The organism is Roseomonas sp. WA12 (assembly GCF_054165765.1).
Genome location: NZ_CM135108.1, coordinates 2038889 through 2053183 on the forward strand (window position 1 = coordinate 2038889; position 14295 = coordinate 2053183).

A 14295-nucleotide genomic window follows, 5' to 3' on the forward strand; every position below is an offset into this window, starting at 1 on the left:
ACTGATCTGCCGCCCGCTATGCTCGGCCGGGGCGGCGAAGTGGGGACCGAAATGCGGCGACGCGCGGGCAGCTGTCCAGTCCCTCAGCGCTCCTCCCCACCTCTCCCTGAGGGTACCGCCTCCCGGCCCGTCTCGGCCTCGGCCGCCGCGTCCTCCTCCCCGTCAGCCTTCGCCGCCGAACCCTCCTTGCCCCCATCGCCCGAGAGCCGGTCCCGCGTGATCTCGTAAAAGCCGAAGAGCAGCAGCAGCTGTCCCGTCAGCACCTCCACAGCCGAGAGCAGCCGCGCCCCGTCATCCGTCGGCCAAATATCGCCGTAGCCGACGGTCGAGATCGTCACCACGCTGAAATGCAACGCATCCCGGAAGCCGATCCGGATCGGCCCGTCCGGCCCCGAGAACAGCGCGTGCTGCGACAGCCGGTCCGCCACCCGGAAAAAGCAGGCGAACACGATGGTGATGAGCGAGAACAGCGCCGCATAGGCTGCGATCGGCACCACAAGCGCCACCGCCCGCCCGCTGAGCGCCCCCATCAGCTGCGCCATGTCGACCAGCAGCCGCACGAGCTCTCGCACGGACCGCGCCGCCAGGAAGCCGATTAGCCCCGCCCCCGCCAGCATCACCGTATCCTGTGCGCCCGGGGAGAGCCGGTTCGCCGGCACAGAAAGGCTGGCCACCGCGATCACTGCCATCATCGCCAGGAAGCGCCCGATGCGCCGGAGATGCAGCTCGTCCGGCCCCTCGCCCCGCTCCACGATCCGCCGCAGCCGAGCGCGCCGGTGCACCACGGCAGCCAGGAAAGCCGCGACCGGCACCAGGAACGCCACCCCGAGCATCATCGCCGAGGCCCCGGGGAAGGCCGAGCGCGCGATCACCGCGAACAGCGCCGCATAGGTCGCGAAGCCGATCCCGGCGCCCAGCGCAAAATCCAGCCCGCCGGGAAACAGCCGGAACAGCACACCGAAGCCCAGCGCCGCCGTCGCCGCCACCGCCAGCGGCAGCCAGGGCTCGTCGTCCCAGACCCCCACGGCCACTAGCAGCCCGAGCCCCATGGTGGCCAGGAACGGCCGCAGCCAGGCCCGCCCGTCCTGGCTGAGGATCAAGGCAGAAAGCCCATGAGGCGCGCCTGGGCGTCTGTCACGTCGCGCGCGCGATCCCGGTGATCTCTACCTTCCAGGCCGGATTCACCAGCGGCGCCTGGATCGTCATCCGCGCGGGCTTGGCCGAGCGGTCCAGCCAGGCATCCCAGGCCCGGTTCATCGCCGGCGCGTCGGCGATATCGGCCAGAACGATCTGCACCTGCAGCAGCGCCCGCTTGTCCGTTCCCGCTTCGGCCAGAAGCGCGTCGATCTGGGCCAGGATGTCGGCGGTCTGCCCCTCGGCATCCAGCGTGGCGTCATCCGCCACCTGCCCGGCCAGGAAGACGAAGCCCCCGGCCACCACCGCGCCACTCAGGCGCTCCTCCTCCGCGAGCCGACGGATATCCATGCGAATCCTCCAATCTGTCGTCACCCGAGGGTGCGCACGGCCACCTTCTGCGGCAAGGGATCAGACGATGGGCGAATCCTCCGTCGCGTGCTCGTCCCGATAACCCACCCGGATCCCGTCCGCCGGAGCGCGGTCGATCTGCGGCCGAAGGCGGTGACGAAACCCCACGGCCTCCGCCGCCGCGGCAATCTCCGCCTTCTCGCCCTCCCGGCAGAGGATGGTCACCGTGCCCCGCGTCCGCGCCGCCTCCTCCAGCCGGTCGTCCCACCTCATTGCCATCACCTGCCTCCACCTGTCGTTCCAGACAGGGAGAACGTCTGGCCCCCGTCCGCGCTGCCCCCGCCGCGCTCAGCCATGCGCCCCCGGCCCCTGCAGACCCGGCGGCGGCGTCGCTTCCTCCGCATCCGGGTCGCGGCCGTGCAGCCGGTCGAGCAACCGCATGATCGGCGTCACCGTCAGGCCGTGCAGCAGCACGGACATCAGCACGACGAGCCCGAGGAGCCCCCAGAGCCGCTCGCCATTCGCCACCTCCATGTGGTTCAGCCCATAGGCCAAGTAGTAGAAGGACCCGACGCCACGGATCCCGAAGAAGGCGAGCGTCAGCTTTTCCGTCAGCGTGGCCGGGAACCCGATCAGCCCGATCATCCCCGAGATGGGCCGGAGAACGAGCAGGATCACCGCCGCAATCCCCGCATCCGCCCATGTAACGGGCGCCAGCAGGCCGCTTACCAGCGCACCGCCGAACAGCAGCAGCAGCACCATCATGGCTAGCCGCTCGATCTGCTCCGTCACCTCATGCATCCGCAGCTGGAACTCGTGCTCGCGATGGGTGTGCCGGAAGGTCAGTGCGGTCACGAAAACCGCCAGGAAGCCGTAGGAGTGGATGACCTCCGTCAGCCCGTAGGAGACGAGCGTCGCCGAGAGCCCGATCAGCCCGTCCCCCGTTCGCACAAGCTTCGTCTCCGCCGGGATATGGAAGGTCAGCCAGCCGAAGGCCCGCCCGACCAGCCATCCACCGAGGACCCCGGCACCGACCTCCCACACCACGCGGTAGGAGAGCCACTCCACGAGCCACGGCTCGCCCGTAGCGGCGACGGCCGAGAGCATGATGGCGAGATGAACGAAGGGAAACGCCAGTCCATCGTTCAACCCGGCCTCGGAGGTGAGGCCGAAGCGTACCGTATCCTCCTCGCCCGTCTTTGGCGGCCCGACCTGAACATCGGCAGCCAGCACCGGGTCCGTCGGCACCAGGCTGGCGGCCATCAGCAGCGCCACCGCCACCGGCAGGCCAAGCCCCCAGCCCAGCAGCAGGGTGATCGCAGCGATCCCGAGCGGCATGGTCCCCGCCAGCACCCGCCAGGTCACGGCCCAGCGCCGCCACCCGAAGCGGCGGTCCAGCTTCAGCCCGGCCCCCATCAGCGCGATGATGACGACGAACTCGGTGAACCGCTCGGTGATCTCGGGATAGTTGATCGGCAGTGGTCGCAGCGTCACCTGCGGCAGCGAGAAGATCGCGGCCCCGATGCCGATGCACACGATCGGCAGGGACAGTGGCAGCCGCTTCAGCGCGAGAGGCAGCCAGGCAACCAGCGCGATAAGAATGCCGAACCCGGTCAGCGCGAGAATATAGGTCGAGGGCAGCAGGTCACCGAGTTCCATGCAGCCGTAACAATGGAGAAGCGTCCACGTTCGGCAGAAATCGTCATCCGCGCGCCGTCAACCCGGCCGCGCGCGCCTAGCCCGCCAGATGCCGCCGCCTCACCAGCCGCACCAGCACGCCCTCCACCGGCCCGGCCAGCACGGAAGCCACCCACACCGCCCCCGCTGAGAGAACCACCGCCGGCCCCGTCGGCACGTCGAGGTGATAGGACACCAGGATTCCCGCCACCGAGGCGAGAATGGCGATCAAGCAGGCCGCATAGGCCATCCCTCCAACCGACCGCGCCCAGTGCCGCGACGCGACGGCCGGCAGCATCATCAGCCCCACCGCCATCATCGTCCCCAGGGCCTGGAAGGCCGCCAGCACGTTCAGCACCACCAGCGCCATGAACAGCAGGTGCCAGGCCCCGCCCCGTGCGCCCTCCGCCGCCGCGAAGGACGGATCGAAGCACTCCAGCACCAGCGGCCGCCACGCGAAGGCCAGCGCCAGCAGCGTCAGCGTAGAAACCCCTGCCATCATCAGCAGCGCCGGGTCGTCCACCCCCAGCACACTGCCGAACAGCAGATGGGTGAGTTCCACCGATCCCGCCGAGGCCGAGACCATCGCCACACCCAGCGCCAGCGCGACGAGATACAGTGCCGCCAGCGCCGAGTCCTCCCGCCCGCCGGTGGCCCGCGAGATCGCCCCCGCGCCAACCGTCACGATCAGCCCCGCGATCAGCCCGCCCAGCGACATCGCCGCCACCGACAGCCCGGCCAGGATGAACCCCGCCGCCACCCCGGGCAGGATCCCATGCGCCAGCACATCCGCGGTCAGGCTCATCCGCCTGAGCACGAGGAACACCCCCAGCGGCGGCGCCGCCACCGACAGTGCCAGGCATCCCACCAGCGCCCGGCGCAGAAAGCCGAACTCGACGAAAGGCGCGATCAGCAGGTCCCACGCGCCAAGCGCATGAACGGCATCGGGAAGCACGCGATCAGGCCGCCCGCTCGCAGAATCCGGAGCGCTCGTCCCAGCCCTCCGCCATCATCCGCGCCCGCAGCCGGTTGGCCGCGCCCAGCGCTGCCTCCGTCCCGCACCAGGCCACGGGATCGCGCGCCAGCAGCAGCGTTTCGGGGAACTCCCGCCGCACCAACTCCAAGTCATGCAGCACGGCAACCACCGTCCGCCCCTCGCCATGCCAGCCCCGCACAAGCCGCAGCAGGTCTGCCGCCGTGCGGGAATCCACCGCGTTGAAGGGCTCATCCAGCAGGATCACCGGCGCATCCTGAACCAGCAGCCGCGCGAAGAGCAGCCGCTGGAACTGCCCAGCCGAAAGGCTGCCCACCGGCCGCCGCGCCAACCCGCCCAGGCCCACGGCCTCCAGCGCCGCCTCAGCCTGCGCCCGCCCGGCCGCACCGATTGCCCCAAGTGCCCCGCACCGCCGCCAATGCCCGAACATTGCGACATCCAGGCATGAAATCGGGAAGCCCCGGTCCAGAGCCGACATTTGCGGCAGAAGAGCGATCGGCCCCGCCGGCCGCTCGATCCGCCCCTCATCCACCGGATGCAGCCCGGCAATCGCCCGCAACAGCGTCGTCTTCCCCGCCCCGTTCGGCCCGACGATCGCCGTCAGGCTTCCCGCCGCGAACTCGCCCGTGAGGTGATGCACCGCCGGATGCCGCTCATGCGAAAGCGTCACGTCCCGCAGCCGGATGGCGCCGCTCATGCCGGCGCCCCGCCCGACATCGCCCAGAGCACCGCCCCCCAAAGCAGGGCCGAGACAACCACTGCCCAGCCCAGCCGCGGCAAGGCCCCGGCCGAGAGGGCCAGCGGGTCGTCAGGTCTGAGGCGGCGAGGGATGGGCATGGCGTTACGACATAACATACGCCCTCACACCCCGCTCCTTCAACGTCCTGGCCCTGGAGAAGCCGCGCGCGGATCGCCACTCTCCCCGACACGATGCACATGCCCCCCGAGACCGCCGCCCCTGCTCGCCCCCCGGCCTCTACCCAGGACAGTTCCTTGCCCAACCCCGCGGACAACCGCCCGGCCACGCCCACCCAGGCCCCTAATTTCCGTCCCGCGACAGATGAGGATGCCCTTCGCGTCCGCCTCAAGCATCACAAGCGCCTCGCCACCGGCCTCCTGGCCGGCATGGCCGGAATCACCCTCGGCTCCTACGCCCTTCCCCCGGGCTACTGGACCGACTTGCTCCAAGCATCTGCCAAGGCCGGCCTCGTCGGCGGCCTCGCCGACTGGTTCGCGGTTACCGCTCTCTTCCGCCACCCCCTCGGTCTGCCCATCCCGCACACCGCCATCATCCCGAACGAGAAGGTGCGGCTCGGCCAGGGCCTGGGCCGCTTCGTCGCCAATCACGTCCTCACCGAGGCCGAGGTCCGCCGCGTCGCTGGCCGCATCGATGCCCCTGCCCTCCTTCGCCGCTTCCTCTCGGACCCGGACCGCGTCCGCCCCGCCGCCCAGGCCATCGCCTCCTCCCTCCCCCGCATCCTCCGCAGCCTCGAGGACGGCCGCGCCCGGCGTCTCCTTCTCCGGCTGCTGCCCCGCATGGTCTCCGGCCCCGCTGCCGCCCGCGTCACCGCCCGCGCACTGCGCCTTTTCGTCCAGGGTGGCCGGCACCAGGAGGTGTTCGGCCTCGCCCTCTCTCAGATCAAGGCGGTGGTCGCAGCCAAGGAAGAAAGCCTCAAAGCCGCCATTGCCGGCCGCGTCCGCGCCGAGGGCGGCGCCCTCGTCGGCTGGGTCGCCGGCGCCGCCGTCGCCCGCCGCGTCCTGTCCGCCCTCAATGCCGAGCTGGAGGGCATGGAGCCCGACGACAGCGAACTCCGCGCTGCCTTCGAAACATGGGTCGAGGCCGAGATCGACCGCCTGGAATCCGACCCCGCCAGAGCCGAGGCCATCGGCGCCGCCCTCCGCGGCGCCCTCGCCCACCCTGCTGTCTCCGCCTGGTTGATGGACGCATGGTCCCGCCTCCGCGGCGCACTAGAGGCCGACTCCGCCCGTCCCGAAGGCCGCACCGTCACCCTCATTGCGGACAGCCTCGCAAATCTCGGCGACCTGCTGGACGCCGACCCTGCCGCCCGCGCCCGGGTCGACCGCTTCGTTGAAACCACCCTTCTCGCTGTCCTTCCCGCCGCCCAGGGGCGTATCTCCGGCTTCATCGCCGAGGTCGTGGCGAGCTGGGATACCGCGACGGTGGTGGACAAGATCGAGCTGCGCGTGGGGCGGGACCTGCAATACGTCCGCATCAACGGAACCCTCGTCGGCGCACTCGCCGGCGGTACCCTCTTCGCCCTGCTCCACGCCATATTCGGCCGGGTGGCCTTCTAAGGCTCACCCAGCAGGCGGGGCGAGCCGAAGGCTAGGCCGGCCCTGGCACACGCGGCGGCTCGTCCCGCCCGACACCCCGCGCTGCCCGCAACTCGTCCCGGATCTCCTGCAGCAGCACCTGCTCGCGCGGCGGCGCCTCGTCCTTCTTCGGCGAGGCATGCAGCCGGCTCACCAGCCGCACCAGCCAGAACACGGCGAAGGCAACGATAATGAACTTGATGATGGCGTTGATGAACTGCCCCACCGCCAGCACCGCCGCCCCGGAGGCCCGCGTTGCTGCCAGGGACGGCCCGCGCTCGCCCGAGATCACGACGAACAGGTTCGAGAAGTCGATCCCACCTACCAGCAACCCGATCACCGGGTTTAACAAGTCTTCCACCAAGCTGTTGACGATCGCCGTGAACGCCGCACCGATAACCACGCCCACGGCAAGGTCAATGACGTTGCCACGCGCGATGAAGGCCGCGAAGTCTCCGAACCAACTCGGCTTCCGAATGGGGATTGCCATCCTCACGCCGCCTTCCGCTGCCGGAGCCAGGAGATCTGATGCCGCAGCTGGTAGATCCGATCGGCATAGCTGTCCGGCAGCTTCAGCTCCTGCGCCTCCTTGTCCAGCGCATCCAGCTTTGCCGCCGTCTGCATGGACAGCCCCTTCTCGCTCTCCTCGTCGATCTTGCGCAGCTTATTGTAGATGCCCCAGAGCTGCCGCTCGATCTGCCAGGTGTAGATCGGCGGCGCGATCCGGGCGAGCGGCAGCAGCAGCGTCACCAGCGGGATCAGCAGCACCCACAGCCGCTCCACCGTGATCGCTAGCCAGAAGGGCAAATAGGTCTGCAGGAAGGACACGCCCTTCTCATAGAACCGCGCGGCATCCTCCTGCAGCGGCACCTCGTGGCTGAGGCCGGACGGGAAGCGCCCCTCGGCCGAGAACAGCGTCCGCCCCTTATGCGTGTCGCGCAGGATGCGCATCATCAGCGCCGCCACCTGCGGATTGAGATCGTCCCGCGCGAGCAGGGAGGCCGCCGGCGCCATCAGCGTCACGTCGCCCCGCGGCAGGTCCTCCGCCAGGCTCAGGCTGCCATTGGGCAGACGAACCGGCGTCAGATAGGGCAGGTGAACCGCATAGGCATCCGCCCGGCTGCCGAAGTTCAGAAGGTTCACCCCCTCGGTCCGGATCAACCGGTTGATCGCATCCGTCGGCCTCGCAGCCACCAGCACGGCCGCCTGTACCTGCCCCGTGGCAAGCGCCTCTGCAGCCTCGTTGCCTGCCAGCGGCACCGGCTGGATCGCATCCGCTCCCAGCCCGTTCGCGGCCAGCAGCGACATCGCCAACACCCGCGTCCCGCTGCCCTCGGGCCCGACCGCCACGCGCTGCCCGCGCAGCGCCTGCACCGGGCTTCCCCCGCCCTGCTGCGCACGCACGAAAACCCAGGCCGGTTCGAAGAACACCTGGCCGAGGGTCACCAGCCGCTCCGTCCCCGCTGCAGGCGCCACGCCGCCCTGCACCAGCGCCATGTCAACGCGCCCCTCGCGGATCAGCCGGACATTGTCAGCCGAGCCCTGGCTCGTGACGCGCTCCACCTTGAAGTCCTCAGCGCGCAGCTGCTTCTCGTACTCGTCCACGGTCTGCGCGTAGCTGCTGTTCGGATCGGCCGGCACAGCGAAGCGGACAGTATCCGGCGGCGCGGGCGAGACGAATCGCCACGCGACCACAAGGCCGACGACGGTGACCAGGACCACGAGGCCCCAGGATCGGATGAAGGCTTTGATGGCTTCCCACATGCCTTCCGCAACGGCGGTTCCCTGGCAGGGTTGCCGCCCGGGAGAACCGTCTCGGAAACCCCATGATGTCTCGGCACGTTGCGTTGCCGATCCGCCACGGCATCGACCGCCGGGAAGCGGAATCGATCCAACAGGAGACTCCGCATGTCCCGCAAGTTCGCGCTTCTCGCCGCCGCCTGCGCCTTCAGCGCTATCATCGGTGCCAGCTCCCTCGCCAATGCCCAGGCGCAGAGCGACATGATCCCGCCGGGCGGCTCCGTGCCGGGCGGCTCGACCATGGGCAGCCGCGCCCAGATGGGCGGTTCGGCCATGACCGGCGGCTCCGCGGCCAGCGCCGGCGCGCCGATGGGCGGTGCTTCGATGGGCAGCGGCCGCAGCATGCGCCGCCATCACGCCATGCGCGGCCATCGCGGCATGCGCGCGGAGCGTCGCCAGATGCGCGCCGACCGCCGCGCCGCTCAGAACCCCGACGCGGCCTATATGGGCGGTGGCGCGGTCTATGAGCGTGCGGCCGATGGTTCGCTGCGCCCGGTGATGTGAGCAGCGGGGCAGCCCCCCGGGCCGCTCTCTTTCTGGACGCCGCCGGCCCTGCCGGCGGCGTTTCGCGTTTCCTGCCCCGCTATCCCGCGGCGTCCAGCCACAGCCAGAGCATCACCCCCGCCGCAAGCGCCCAGGCCACCACGACAAGCATGGCTCCGGCCCGGCTCACCGGTCGCCCCTCCGCCGCAAGCGCCGCGGCGCGGCTCTCTGCCATCACCTCCACAGGCACCATTCGCACCGCCAGCCAGATGGCCGGTGGCAGCAGCAGCACCTCGTCCAGCAGGCCCAGCACTGGAATCACGTCGGGAATTAAGTCGATGGGCGAGAGCGCATAGGCCGCGATCACGAGCGCAAACGCCTTGGCGTACCAGGGCGTGCGCGGGTTGCGGGCGGCAAGCCACAGCGCGTGCACCTCCCGCCGGAGCGAACGCGCCCATGCCAGCAGGCGCGCCCACATGCCGCGCCTCCCGCTACCGGCTGAGCAGGACGTCCGGCAACCAGGTCACCGTCGCCGGCCAGACCGTGATGATCGCCACCGTCACCACCAGCATGAGGAAGAAGGGCATGGACGCCCTGGCCACCGCCGTCTGCTCCCGCCCCGTCATCGTCTGCATGACAAAGAGGTTGAACCCCACGGGCGGCGTGATCTCCGCGATCTCCACCAGCAGCACGATGAAGATGCCGAACCACACCAGGTCGAATCCGGCCTGCTGAATCATCGGCACCACGATCGAGGTGGTGAGCACGATCATCGAGGTCCCGTCCAGCGCCGCTCCCAGCAGCACATAGACCACCGTCAGCATCGCGATGATCCCGAATGGCCCAAGTCCCATCGAGGCCACCGCCGCCGCCAGCGCCGCCGGAATCCCCGTCAGCGCCATCGCCTTGGTCAGGTAGGCAGCGCCCGCCAGGATGAACATGATCATGCAGGACAGCCGCGTGGCACCCGTCAGGCTGTCGCGAAAGCTCTCCCAGCTCAGGCACCCCGTCACCGCCGCCAGGATCAGGCTCCCCAGCACCCCGAACGCCGCCGCCTCCGTCGCCGTCGCCCAGCCCACGAACATCGAGCCAATGACCGCGACGATGAGGATCCCGCAGGGGATCAGCTGCGCCGACTCCCGCATCTTCTCCATGAAAGACATGGCCGGCTCGCGCGGCGGCTGCTTCTTCGGGTTCAGCAACGCCCAGACCGCGATGTACAGGCTGAACAGCAGCATCACGATCAGCCCGGGGATGCACCCCGCGATGAACACGCGGACAATCGAAACCTCCGCCGCCACCGCATAAACCACCATGATGATCGAGGGCGGGATCATGATCCCGAGCGTCCCCGAGGTGGCGAGGCTGCCGATCGCAATATCCTCGTCATACCCGCGCCGCTTCAGCTCCGGCAGCGCGATTTTGGACACCGTCGCGCAGGTCGCCGCCGACGAACCCGAGACCGAGCCAAAAATCCCGCAGGCCAGGATGTTCACATGCATCAGCCCGCCAGGGATCCGCCGCACCCAGGGCGCCAACCCGTTGAACAGCTCCTCCGACAGCTTCGTGCGGAACAGGATCTCCCCCATCCAGACGAACATCGGCAGCGCCGCGAGCGTCCAGGACCCCGTCGCTTCCCAGAAGGCGCTCGCCAGATAGGTCCCCGCCGGCTGCTCCACGAAGGTGACCGCGATGAAGCCCACGAAGGCCAGGCTCATCCCGATCCACAGCCCGCCTGCCAGCAGCAGCCCGAGCAGCAGCAGGAGCAGGCCCGAAAGTTCCAGCAATCCCATCGCGCCTTACACCTCCGCCGAGAAGTCGCCGCGCGCGGCCCGTTCCTCGGCCGCCACGACGTAAGCCGGCCGGCCGCCCCGCAGCACCGTCGCCAGCTCGTCCAGGATCGCGATCAGCAGGATCCCGGCACCCACGGGCATCGCGAGCTTCGGGATCCATAGCGGCACGGGCAGCGGACCCTGCGCCATGTCCTCGATTTCGTAGGAGAAGAACACGTCATCCAACGTCCACCAGACGGCATAGGCAGTCCCTGCCGCGGCAAACAGAAGCGCCACGATCTCCGCGATCCGCCGCGGCCCCGGAGACAGCCGCTCGAGCACCAGCCCCACACGGATCAGCTCGCCTCGCCGGAAGGTCAGCGCCAGCGCGAAGAAAGTGGTCGCCACGCACAGATATGCGCTGATGTCATCGGCCCCCGGGAACTGCATGTTCAGGAAGCGCAGCGCCACCTGCCCCATCATCACGAGGAAGATGCCGAGAAGGGAGAGCGCGGCCACTGCCGCGCCCGCCGCATAGAGGGCGTCCAGCCCCCGCCTGATCACCCGCTCAGCCGGCGCGGTAAGCGTCGACGAGCTTGCGTCCGTCCTCGCCCGCCTTGGCCGCCCACTCGTCAGTCATGGTGGCGCTGATCCGCATCAGCCCGTCCTTCAGCGCCTGGCTCGGCTGCTCGATCTTCAGCCCGCGCGCCGCTAGCGTGTCCTGCGCCTCCTTCTCGGACGCCCGCGCCATTTCCAGCCCGCGCGTCTGCGCAGCGGCAGCGGCCTCCTGCACCGCGGCCCGCTGCGCCGCCGGCAGCGCCTCAAACGCGCGGCGGCTGACGAAGACAAAGTTATTGGTGTAGCTGAAGTTCACGGGGGTGAAGACCTTGCAGTAATCCCAGGCCTGCGTGTCCACGCCTGTCGCCGCGCTCGTCACCATCCCGTTGATCACGCCCGTCGCGAAGGCCTGCGGCACCTCCGCGGACTGCACCAGCGTCGGGTTCGCCCCCACCAGCGCCGCGAAGCGGTTAGTCATCGTGTTGAAGGTGCGGAACCGCGTCCCGCGCAGTGCCTCCAGGCTCTCCACCGGCGCGTTGCTGTAGAACCCGCCGGGAGGCCAGGGCACGTTGTACAGCACCGAAAGCCCCGTGCGGTTGAACCGTGCCTCGACATAGGGCCGCGCCAGCGTTGCCAACTTCACCGCCGCCTCGAAGCTCGGCGCCAGCAGCGGCACTCCGTCCACCTCGAAGAACGCATCCTCGTTGCCATAGGCGGAGATCAGCACCTCGCCGAGCTGCACCTGCCCCTGCTGCACCCCGCGCTTGATCTGCGCCATCGGCAGCAGCGACCCGTTCGTGTGCAGCTGCACCTGCAGCGCCCCGTTTGTGGCCTTCTGGATGTCCTCCACGAAGGCCTTCACGTTGCGCGTGTGGAAGTTCGCATCCGCATAGGGCGTGGCGAACTGCCACCGCGCCCCCTGCGCCCGGGCCAGCCCCGGCGCGGCAAGGCCCGCGATCCCGGCCCCACCGGCCGCGAGAAGGTTCCGTCGGTTAAACACCATGATGCCCTGCTCCGCTCGCTCGGCCGTCCGATTCCGGCCGCATCATCGGCACCAGCCCCGGCGCGGCGCAAGGGCGGAACATCGGCCGAAACCCGGCCCCGCGCGCCCGCCTGCCCCCTATCGCGCCACCCGTGCGATCCGAAGCGCGCTTTCTGCCACCTCTTCGGGCGGAACCGCCGACAACGGCTCCCGCCGGATCACCTCCACCGCCGCCCCGCGCGGCGCGCACAACGCCGGATCGCTCTCCCCCCCGAACAGCGCCAGCGTCGGGCACCCGACGGCCGCCGCCAGATGCGTCGGCCCCGTGTCGTTCCCCACCGTCACCGCCGCCCGCCGCGCCACCGCCGCCAACTGCAGCAAACTCGTCCGCCCCGTCAGATCCACCGCATCCGAAGCCACGGCCCCGATGGCCGCCGCCAGCCCTCGCTCCCCTGGCCCACCGGCGACCACCACAGGCATCCCCAACCGTCCCGCGAGATCAGGAAATCCCGCCCACCGCTTTCCCGGACGCGACGGACTCGCCCCCGGCACCAGCAGCGCGAACCGCCCAGGCAGCGCCACCTTCGGTAGCCCCCCATCCAACCAGGACAGGTCCGGGGCCGGAAACGCGGAAACCCCCGCCATTTCCAGCTGCTCCCGCTGCCGCTCCACCGTGTGCATCAAGTCCCGCGCCGGATTGGCATGCGGATGGCTCGACCCCCAGGCTATCCCCGACCACTCCGCCCCACGCCCCACCAGCCAACGGTAGCGCGACGACCGCGACGAGGTCTGCAGATCATAAACCCGCCCGAACCGCCCCGCCCGCAAACGCCGCGCCAGCCCCAACACCCCCCGCCAATCCGAAGACCGCGGGCGCCCATCCGTCCAAACCTCGTCGAACCACGGACTCCGCCGCGCCAACTCCGCAAAGGGTGGCGTCGTCAACAGCGTGATCTGCGTCCCTGGATGATGCGCCCGAATGGCCGCGAAAGGCCCGAAGGCCTGCACAAAATCACCCAGCGCCGCCAGCTTGATGACGAGAACCCGCCCGCTCACGCCAGCTCCCCGTAAACCGCCAGGGTCGCGTCCTGCATCGCCCGCGTCGTGTACCGCGCCAGCACCGCCGCACGCCCCGCGGCCCCAACAGCGGCCCGCGCCTCCGCCGGCAAGGCCAGCACCCGCCCGATCGCGCCGGCTAAAGCTTCCGCATCCCCTGGCGCCACGCGCCAACCCGTCACCCCGTCCTCCACCGTCTCCCGCGGCGCTCCGAGGTCCGAGGCAATCACCGCCCGCCCCATCGCCTGCGCCTCAATCACCGTCCGCCCGAACGGCTCCGCCTTCACGCTCGCATGCACCACCAGATCCGCCGCCAGCATCGCCGCCGGCATGTCCCGGCAAACCCCCGGCATCACCACCCGCCCCGAAAGCCCGAGTGCCGCAACCTCCCGCTCCAGCTCCCCCCGGTAATCCCCGTCACCCAGCAACACCGCGAACACCGGCGCAACACCCGGAACCGCCAGCGCCCGCAACAAGACCCCCGCACCCTTCCACCGCGTCAGCCGCGCCGGCAGCAGGACAACCGGCACCCCCGCCGACACCCCCCACTCCGCCCGCAACGCCTCGATACGCCCTGCTGGAACCTGCGCCGGATCGAACGCCTCCACATCCACCCCGCGCGGAATCACCCGCAGCCGGTCACCTCCAACCCCGTACCGCGCCCGAATCACCCCGGCGACATGCTCGCTAATGGCAATCACCCGGTCCCCACGCACCATCACCGAATTGTACAGCCGCTTCCCCGGCAGATCCTCGCTGTAAACCCCGTGAAAGGTCGTCACGAACCGCGCCCCCGTCACCCGCACCGCCCGCAGCGCCGACCAGGCCGGAAACCGGCTCCGTGCATGCACGATGCGAACCCCCTCCGCCCGCACCAGCCGCACCAACGCCCCCGCATTCCCAGCCAGCGCCCAAGGCGTCTTCCGGTCCAGCGGCAACAGGAAATGCCGCCCCCCCACCGCCTCCAGCTCCGCCACCATCGGCCCGCCCGCCGAGGCCACCAGCGCCCGCCCACCGGCCTCGACCAGCGCGCGCGCGATCTCCACCGTCCCCCGCTCCACCCCGCCCGAACCGAGCGCGGGCAGCACCTGCAACACGGTCGGCGGTGGGGACGGCATGCCCCGCCATACCCCGCCCCGCCCGCCCCGTCACCG

Annotated in this window: 17 protein-coding genes; 2 read left to right on the top strand and 15 right to left on the bottom strand. The window is 70.1% G+C overall.

From position 1 onward, the window contains the following. Window positions 1-83 precede the first annotated feature (83 nt). The 7 genes from ACVBD7_RS09655 to ACVBD7_RS09685 form a co-directional block, all read right to left on the bottom strand. Window positions 84-1100 carry a potassium channel family protein gene (locus ACVBD7_RS09655; protein WP_458097267.1) on the bottom strand — a complete coding sequence of 339 codons (1017 nt, stop codon included), beginning with the start codon at window positions 1098-1100 and terminating at the stop codon, window positions 84-86. A 34-nt stretch (window positions 1101-1134) separates the two neighbouring features. Further along, entirely contained in the window at window positions 1135-1485 is a 351-nt protein-coding gene (locus ACVBD7_RS09660) for a RidA family protein (RefSeq protein ID WP_458097268.1), read from the bottom strand. 60 nt (window positions 1486-1545) lie between these two features. Continuing rightward, window positions 1546-1764: a hypothetical protein gene (locus ACVBD7_RS09665; protein WP_458097269.1), complete on the bottom strand. Its 219-nt coding sequence runs from the start codon at window positions 1762-1764 to the stop codon at window positions 1546-1548. A 69-nt stretch (window positions 1765-1833) separates the two neighbouring features. Beyond that, a complete protein-coding gene (locus tag ACVBD7_RS09670) occupies window positions 1834-3144 on the bottom strand; it encodes a cation:proton antiporter (protein ID WP_458097270.1) in 1311 nt (436 codons plus the stop codon). A 76-nt stretch (window positions 3145-3220) separates the two neighbouring features. Then, window positions 3221-4117 carry a metal ABC transporter permease gene (locus ACVBD7_RS09675; protein WP_458097271.1) on the bottom strand — a complete coding sequence of 299 codons (897 nt, stop codon included), beginning with the start codon at window positions 4115-4117 and terminating at the stop codon, window positions 3221-3223. A gap of 4 nt (window positions 4118-4121) precedes the next feature. Beyond that, on the bottom strand, window positions 4122-4853 hold the full coding sequence (locus ACVBD7_RS09680) for a metal ABC transporter ATP-binding protein (RefSeq protein WP_458097272.1): 732 nt from the start codon (window positions 4851-4853) through the stop codon (window positions 4122-4124). Then, window positions 4850-4993 carry a hypothetical protein gene (locus ACVBD7_RS09685; RefSeq protein WP_458097273.1) on the bottom strand — a complete coding sequence of 48 codons (144 nt, stop codon included), beginning with the start codon at window positions 4991-4993 and terminating at the stop codon, window positions 4850-4852. Before ACVBD7_RS09685 ends, ACVBD7_RS09680 begins: the two co-directional genes overlap by 4 nt. 156 nt (window positions 4994-5149) lie before the next feature. On the opposite strand from ACVBD7_RS09685, the gene ACVBD7_RS09690 reads away from it, so the two are divergent. Next, complete coding sequence (locus ACVBD7_RS09690) at window positions 5150-6472, top strand: DUF445 domain-containing protein (RefSeq protein WP_458097274.1); 1323 nt, start codon at window positions 5150-5152, stop codon at window positions 6470-6472. A gap of 31 nt (window positions 6473-6503) precedes the next feature. On the opposite strand, the gene mscL is transcribed toward ACVBD7_RS09690, so the two are convergent. After that, on the bottom strand, window positions 6504-6980 hold the full coding sequence (mscL, locus tag ACVBD7_RS09695; protein ID WP_458097275.1) for a large conductance mechanosensitive channel protein MscL: 477 nt from the start codon (window positions 6978-6980) through the stop codon (window positions 6504-6506). Between the two features lie 2 nt (window positions 6981-6982). Next, the gene (locus ACVBD7_RS09700; RefSeq protein WP_458097276.1) at window positions 6983-8254 is read right to left on the bottom strand and encodes a TAXI family TRAP transporter solute-binding subunit; all 1272 of its coding nucleotides are present in this window, start codon (window positions 8252-8254) and stop codon (window positions 6983-6985) included. Window positions 8255-8398: 144 nt separating this feature from the next. On the opposite strand from ACVBD7_RS09700, the gene ACVBD7_RS09705 reads away from it, so the two are divergent. Next, window positions 8399-8794, top strand: coding sequence for a hypothetical protein (locus tag ACVBD7_RS09705; protein ID WP_458097277.1), 396 nt, complete (start codon window positions 8399-8401; stop codon window positions 8792-8794). A 79-nt stretch (window positions 8795-8873) separates the two neighbouring features. Here the strand turns inward: ACVBD7_RS09705 and ACVBD7_RS09710 are convergent, their stop codons facing one another. The 6 genes from ACVBD7_RS09710 to ACVBD7_RS09735 all read right to left on the bottom strand — a co-directional run bounded on the left by ACVBD7_RS09710 (window position 8874) and on the right by ACVBD7_RS09735 (window position 14259). Further along, a complete protein-coding gene (locus tag ACVBD7_RS09710) occupies window positions 8874-9251 on the bottom strand; it encodes a YkvA family protein (protein ID WP_458097278.1) in 378 nt (125 codons plus the stop codon). Between the two features lie 13 nt (window positions 9252-9264). After that, entirely contained in the window at window positions 9265-10566 is a 1302-nt protein-coding gene (locus ACVBD7_RS09715) for a TRAP transporter large permease (protein WP_458097279.1), read from the bottom strand. A 6-nt stretch (window positions 10567-10572) separates the two neighbouring features. Beyond that, the gene (locus tag ACVBD7_RS09720) at window positions 10573-11109 is read right to left on the bottom strand and encodes a TRAP transporter small permease (protein ID WP_458097280.1); all 537 of its coding nucleotides are present in this window, start codon (window positions 11107-11109) and stop codon (window positions 10573-10575) included. Between the two features lie 4 nt (window positions 11110-11113). After that, on the bottom strand, window positions 11114-12106 hold the full coding sequence (locus ACVBD7_RS09725) for a TRAP transporter substrate-binding protein (protein WP_458097281.1): 993 nt from the start codon (window positions 12104-12106) through the stop codon (window positions 11114-11116). 117 nt (window positions 12107-12223) lie between these two features. Continuing rightward, window positions 12224-13141 carry a glycosyltransferase family 9 protein gene (locus ACVBD7_RS09730; protein WP_458097282.1) on the bottom strand — a complete coding sequence of 306 codons (918 nt, stop codon included), beginning with the start codon at window positions 13139-13141 and terminating at the stop codon, window positions 12224-12226. Next, entirely contained in the window at window positions 13138-14259 is a 1122-nt protein-coding gene (locus tag ACVBD7_RS09735) for a glycosyltransferase family 4 protein (protein ID WP_458097283.1), read from the bottom strand. Before ACVBD7_RS09735 ends, ACVBD7_RS09730 begins: the two co-directional genes overlap by 4 nt. Between the last annotated feature and the right edge of the window lie 36 nt (window positions 14260-14295).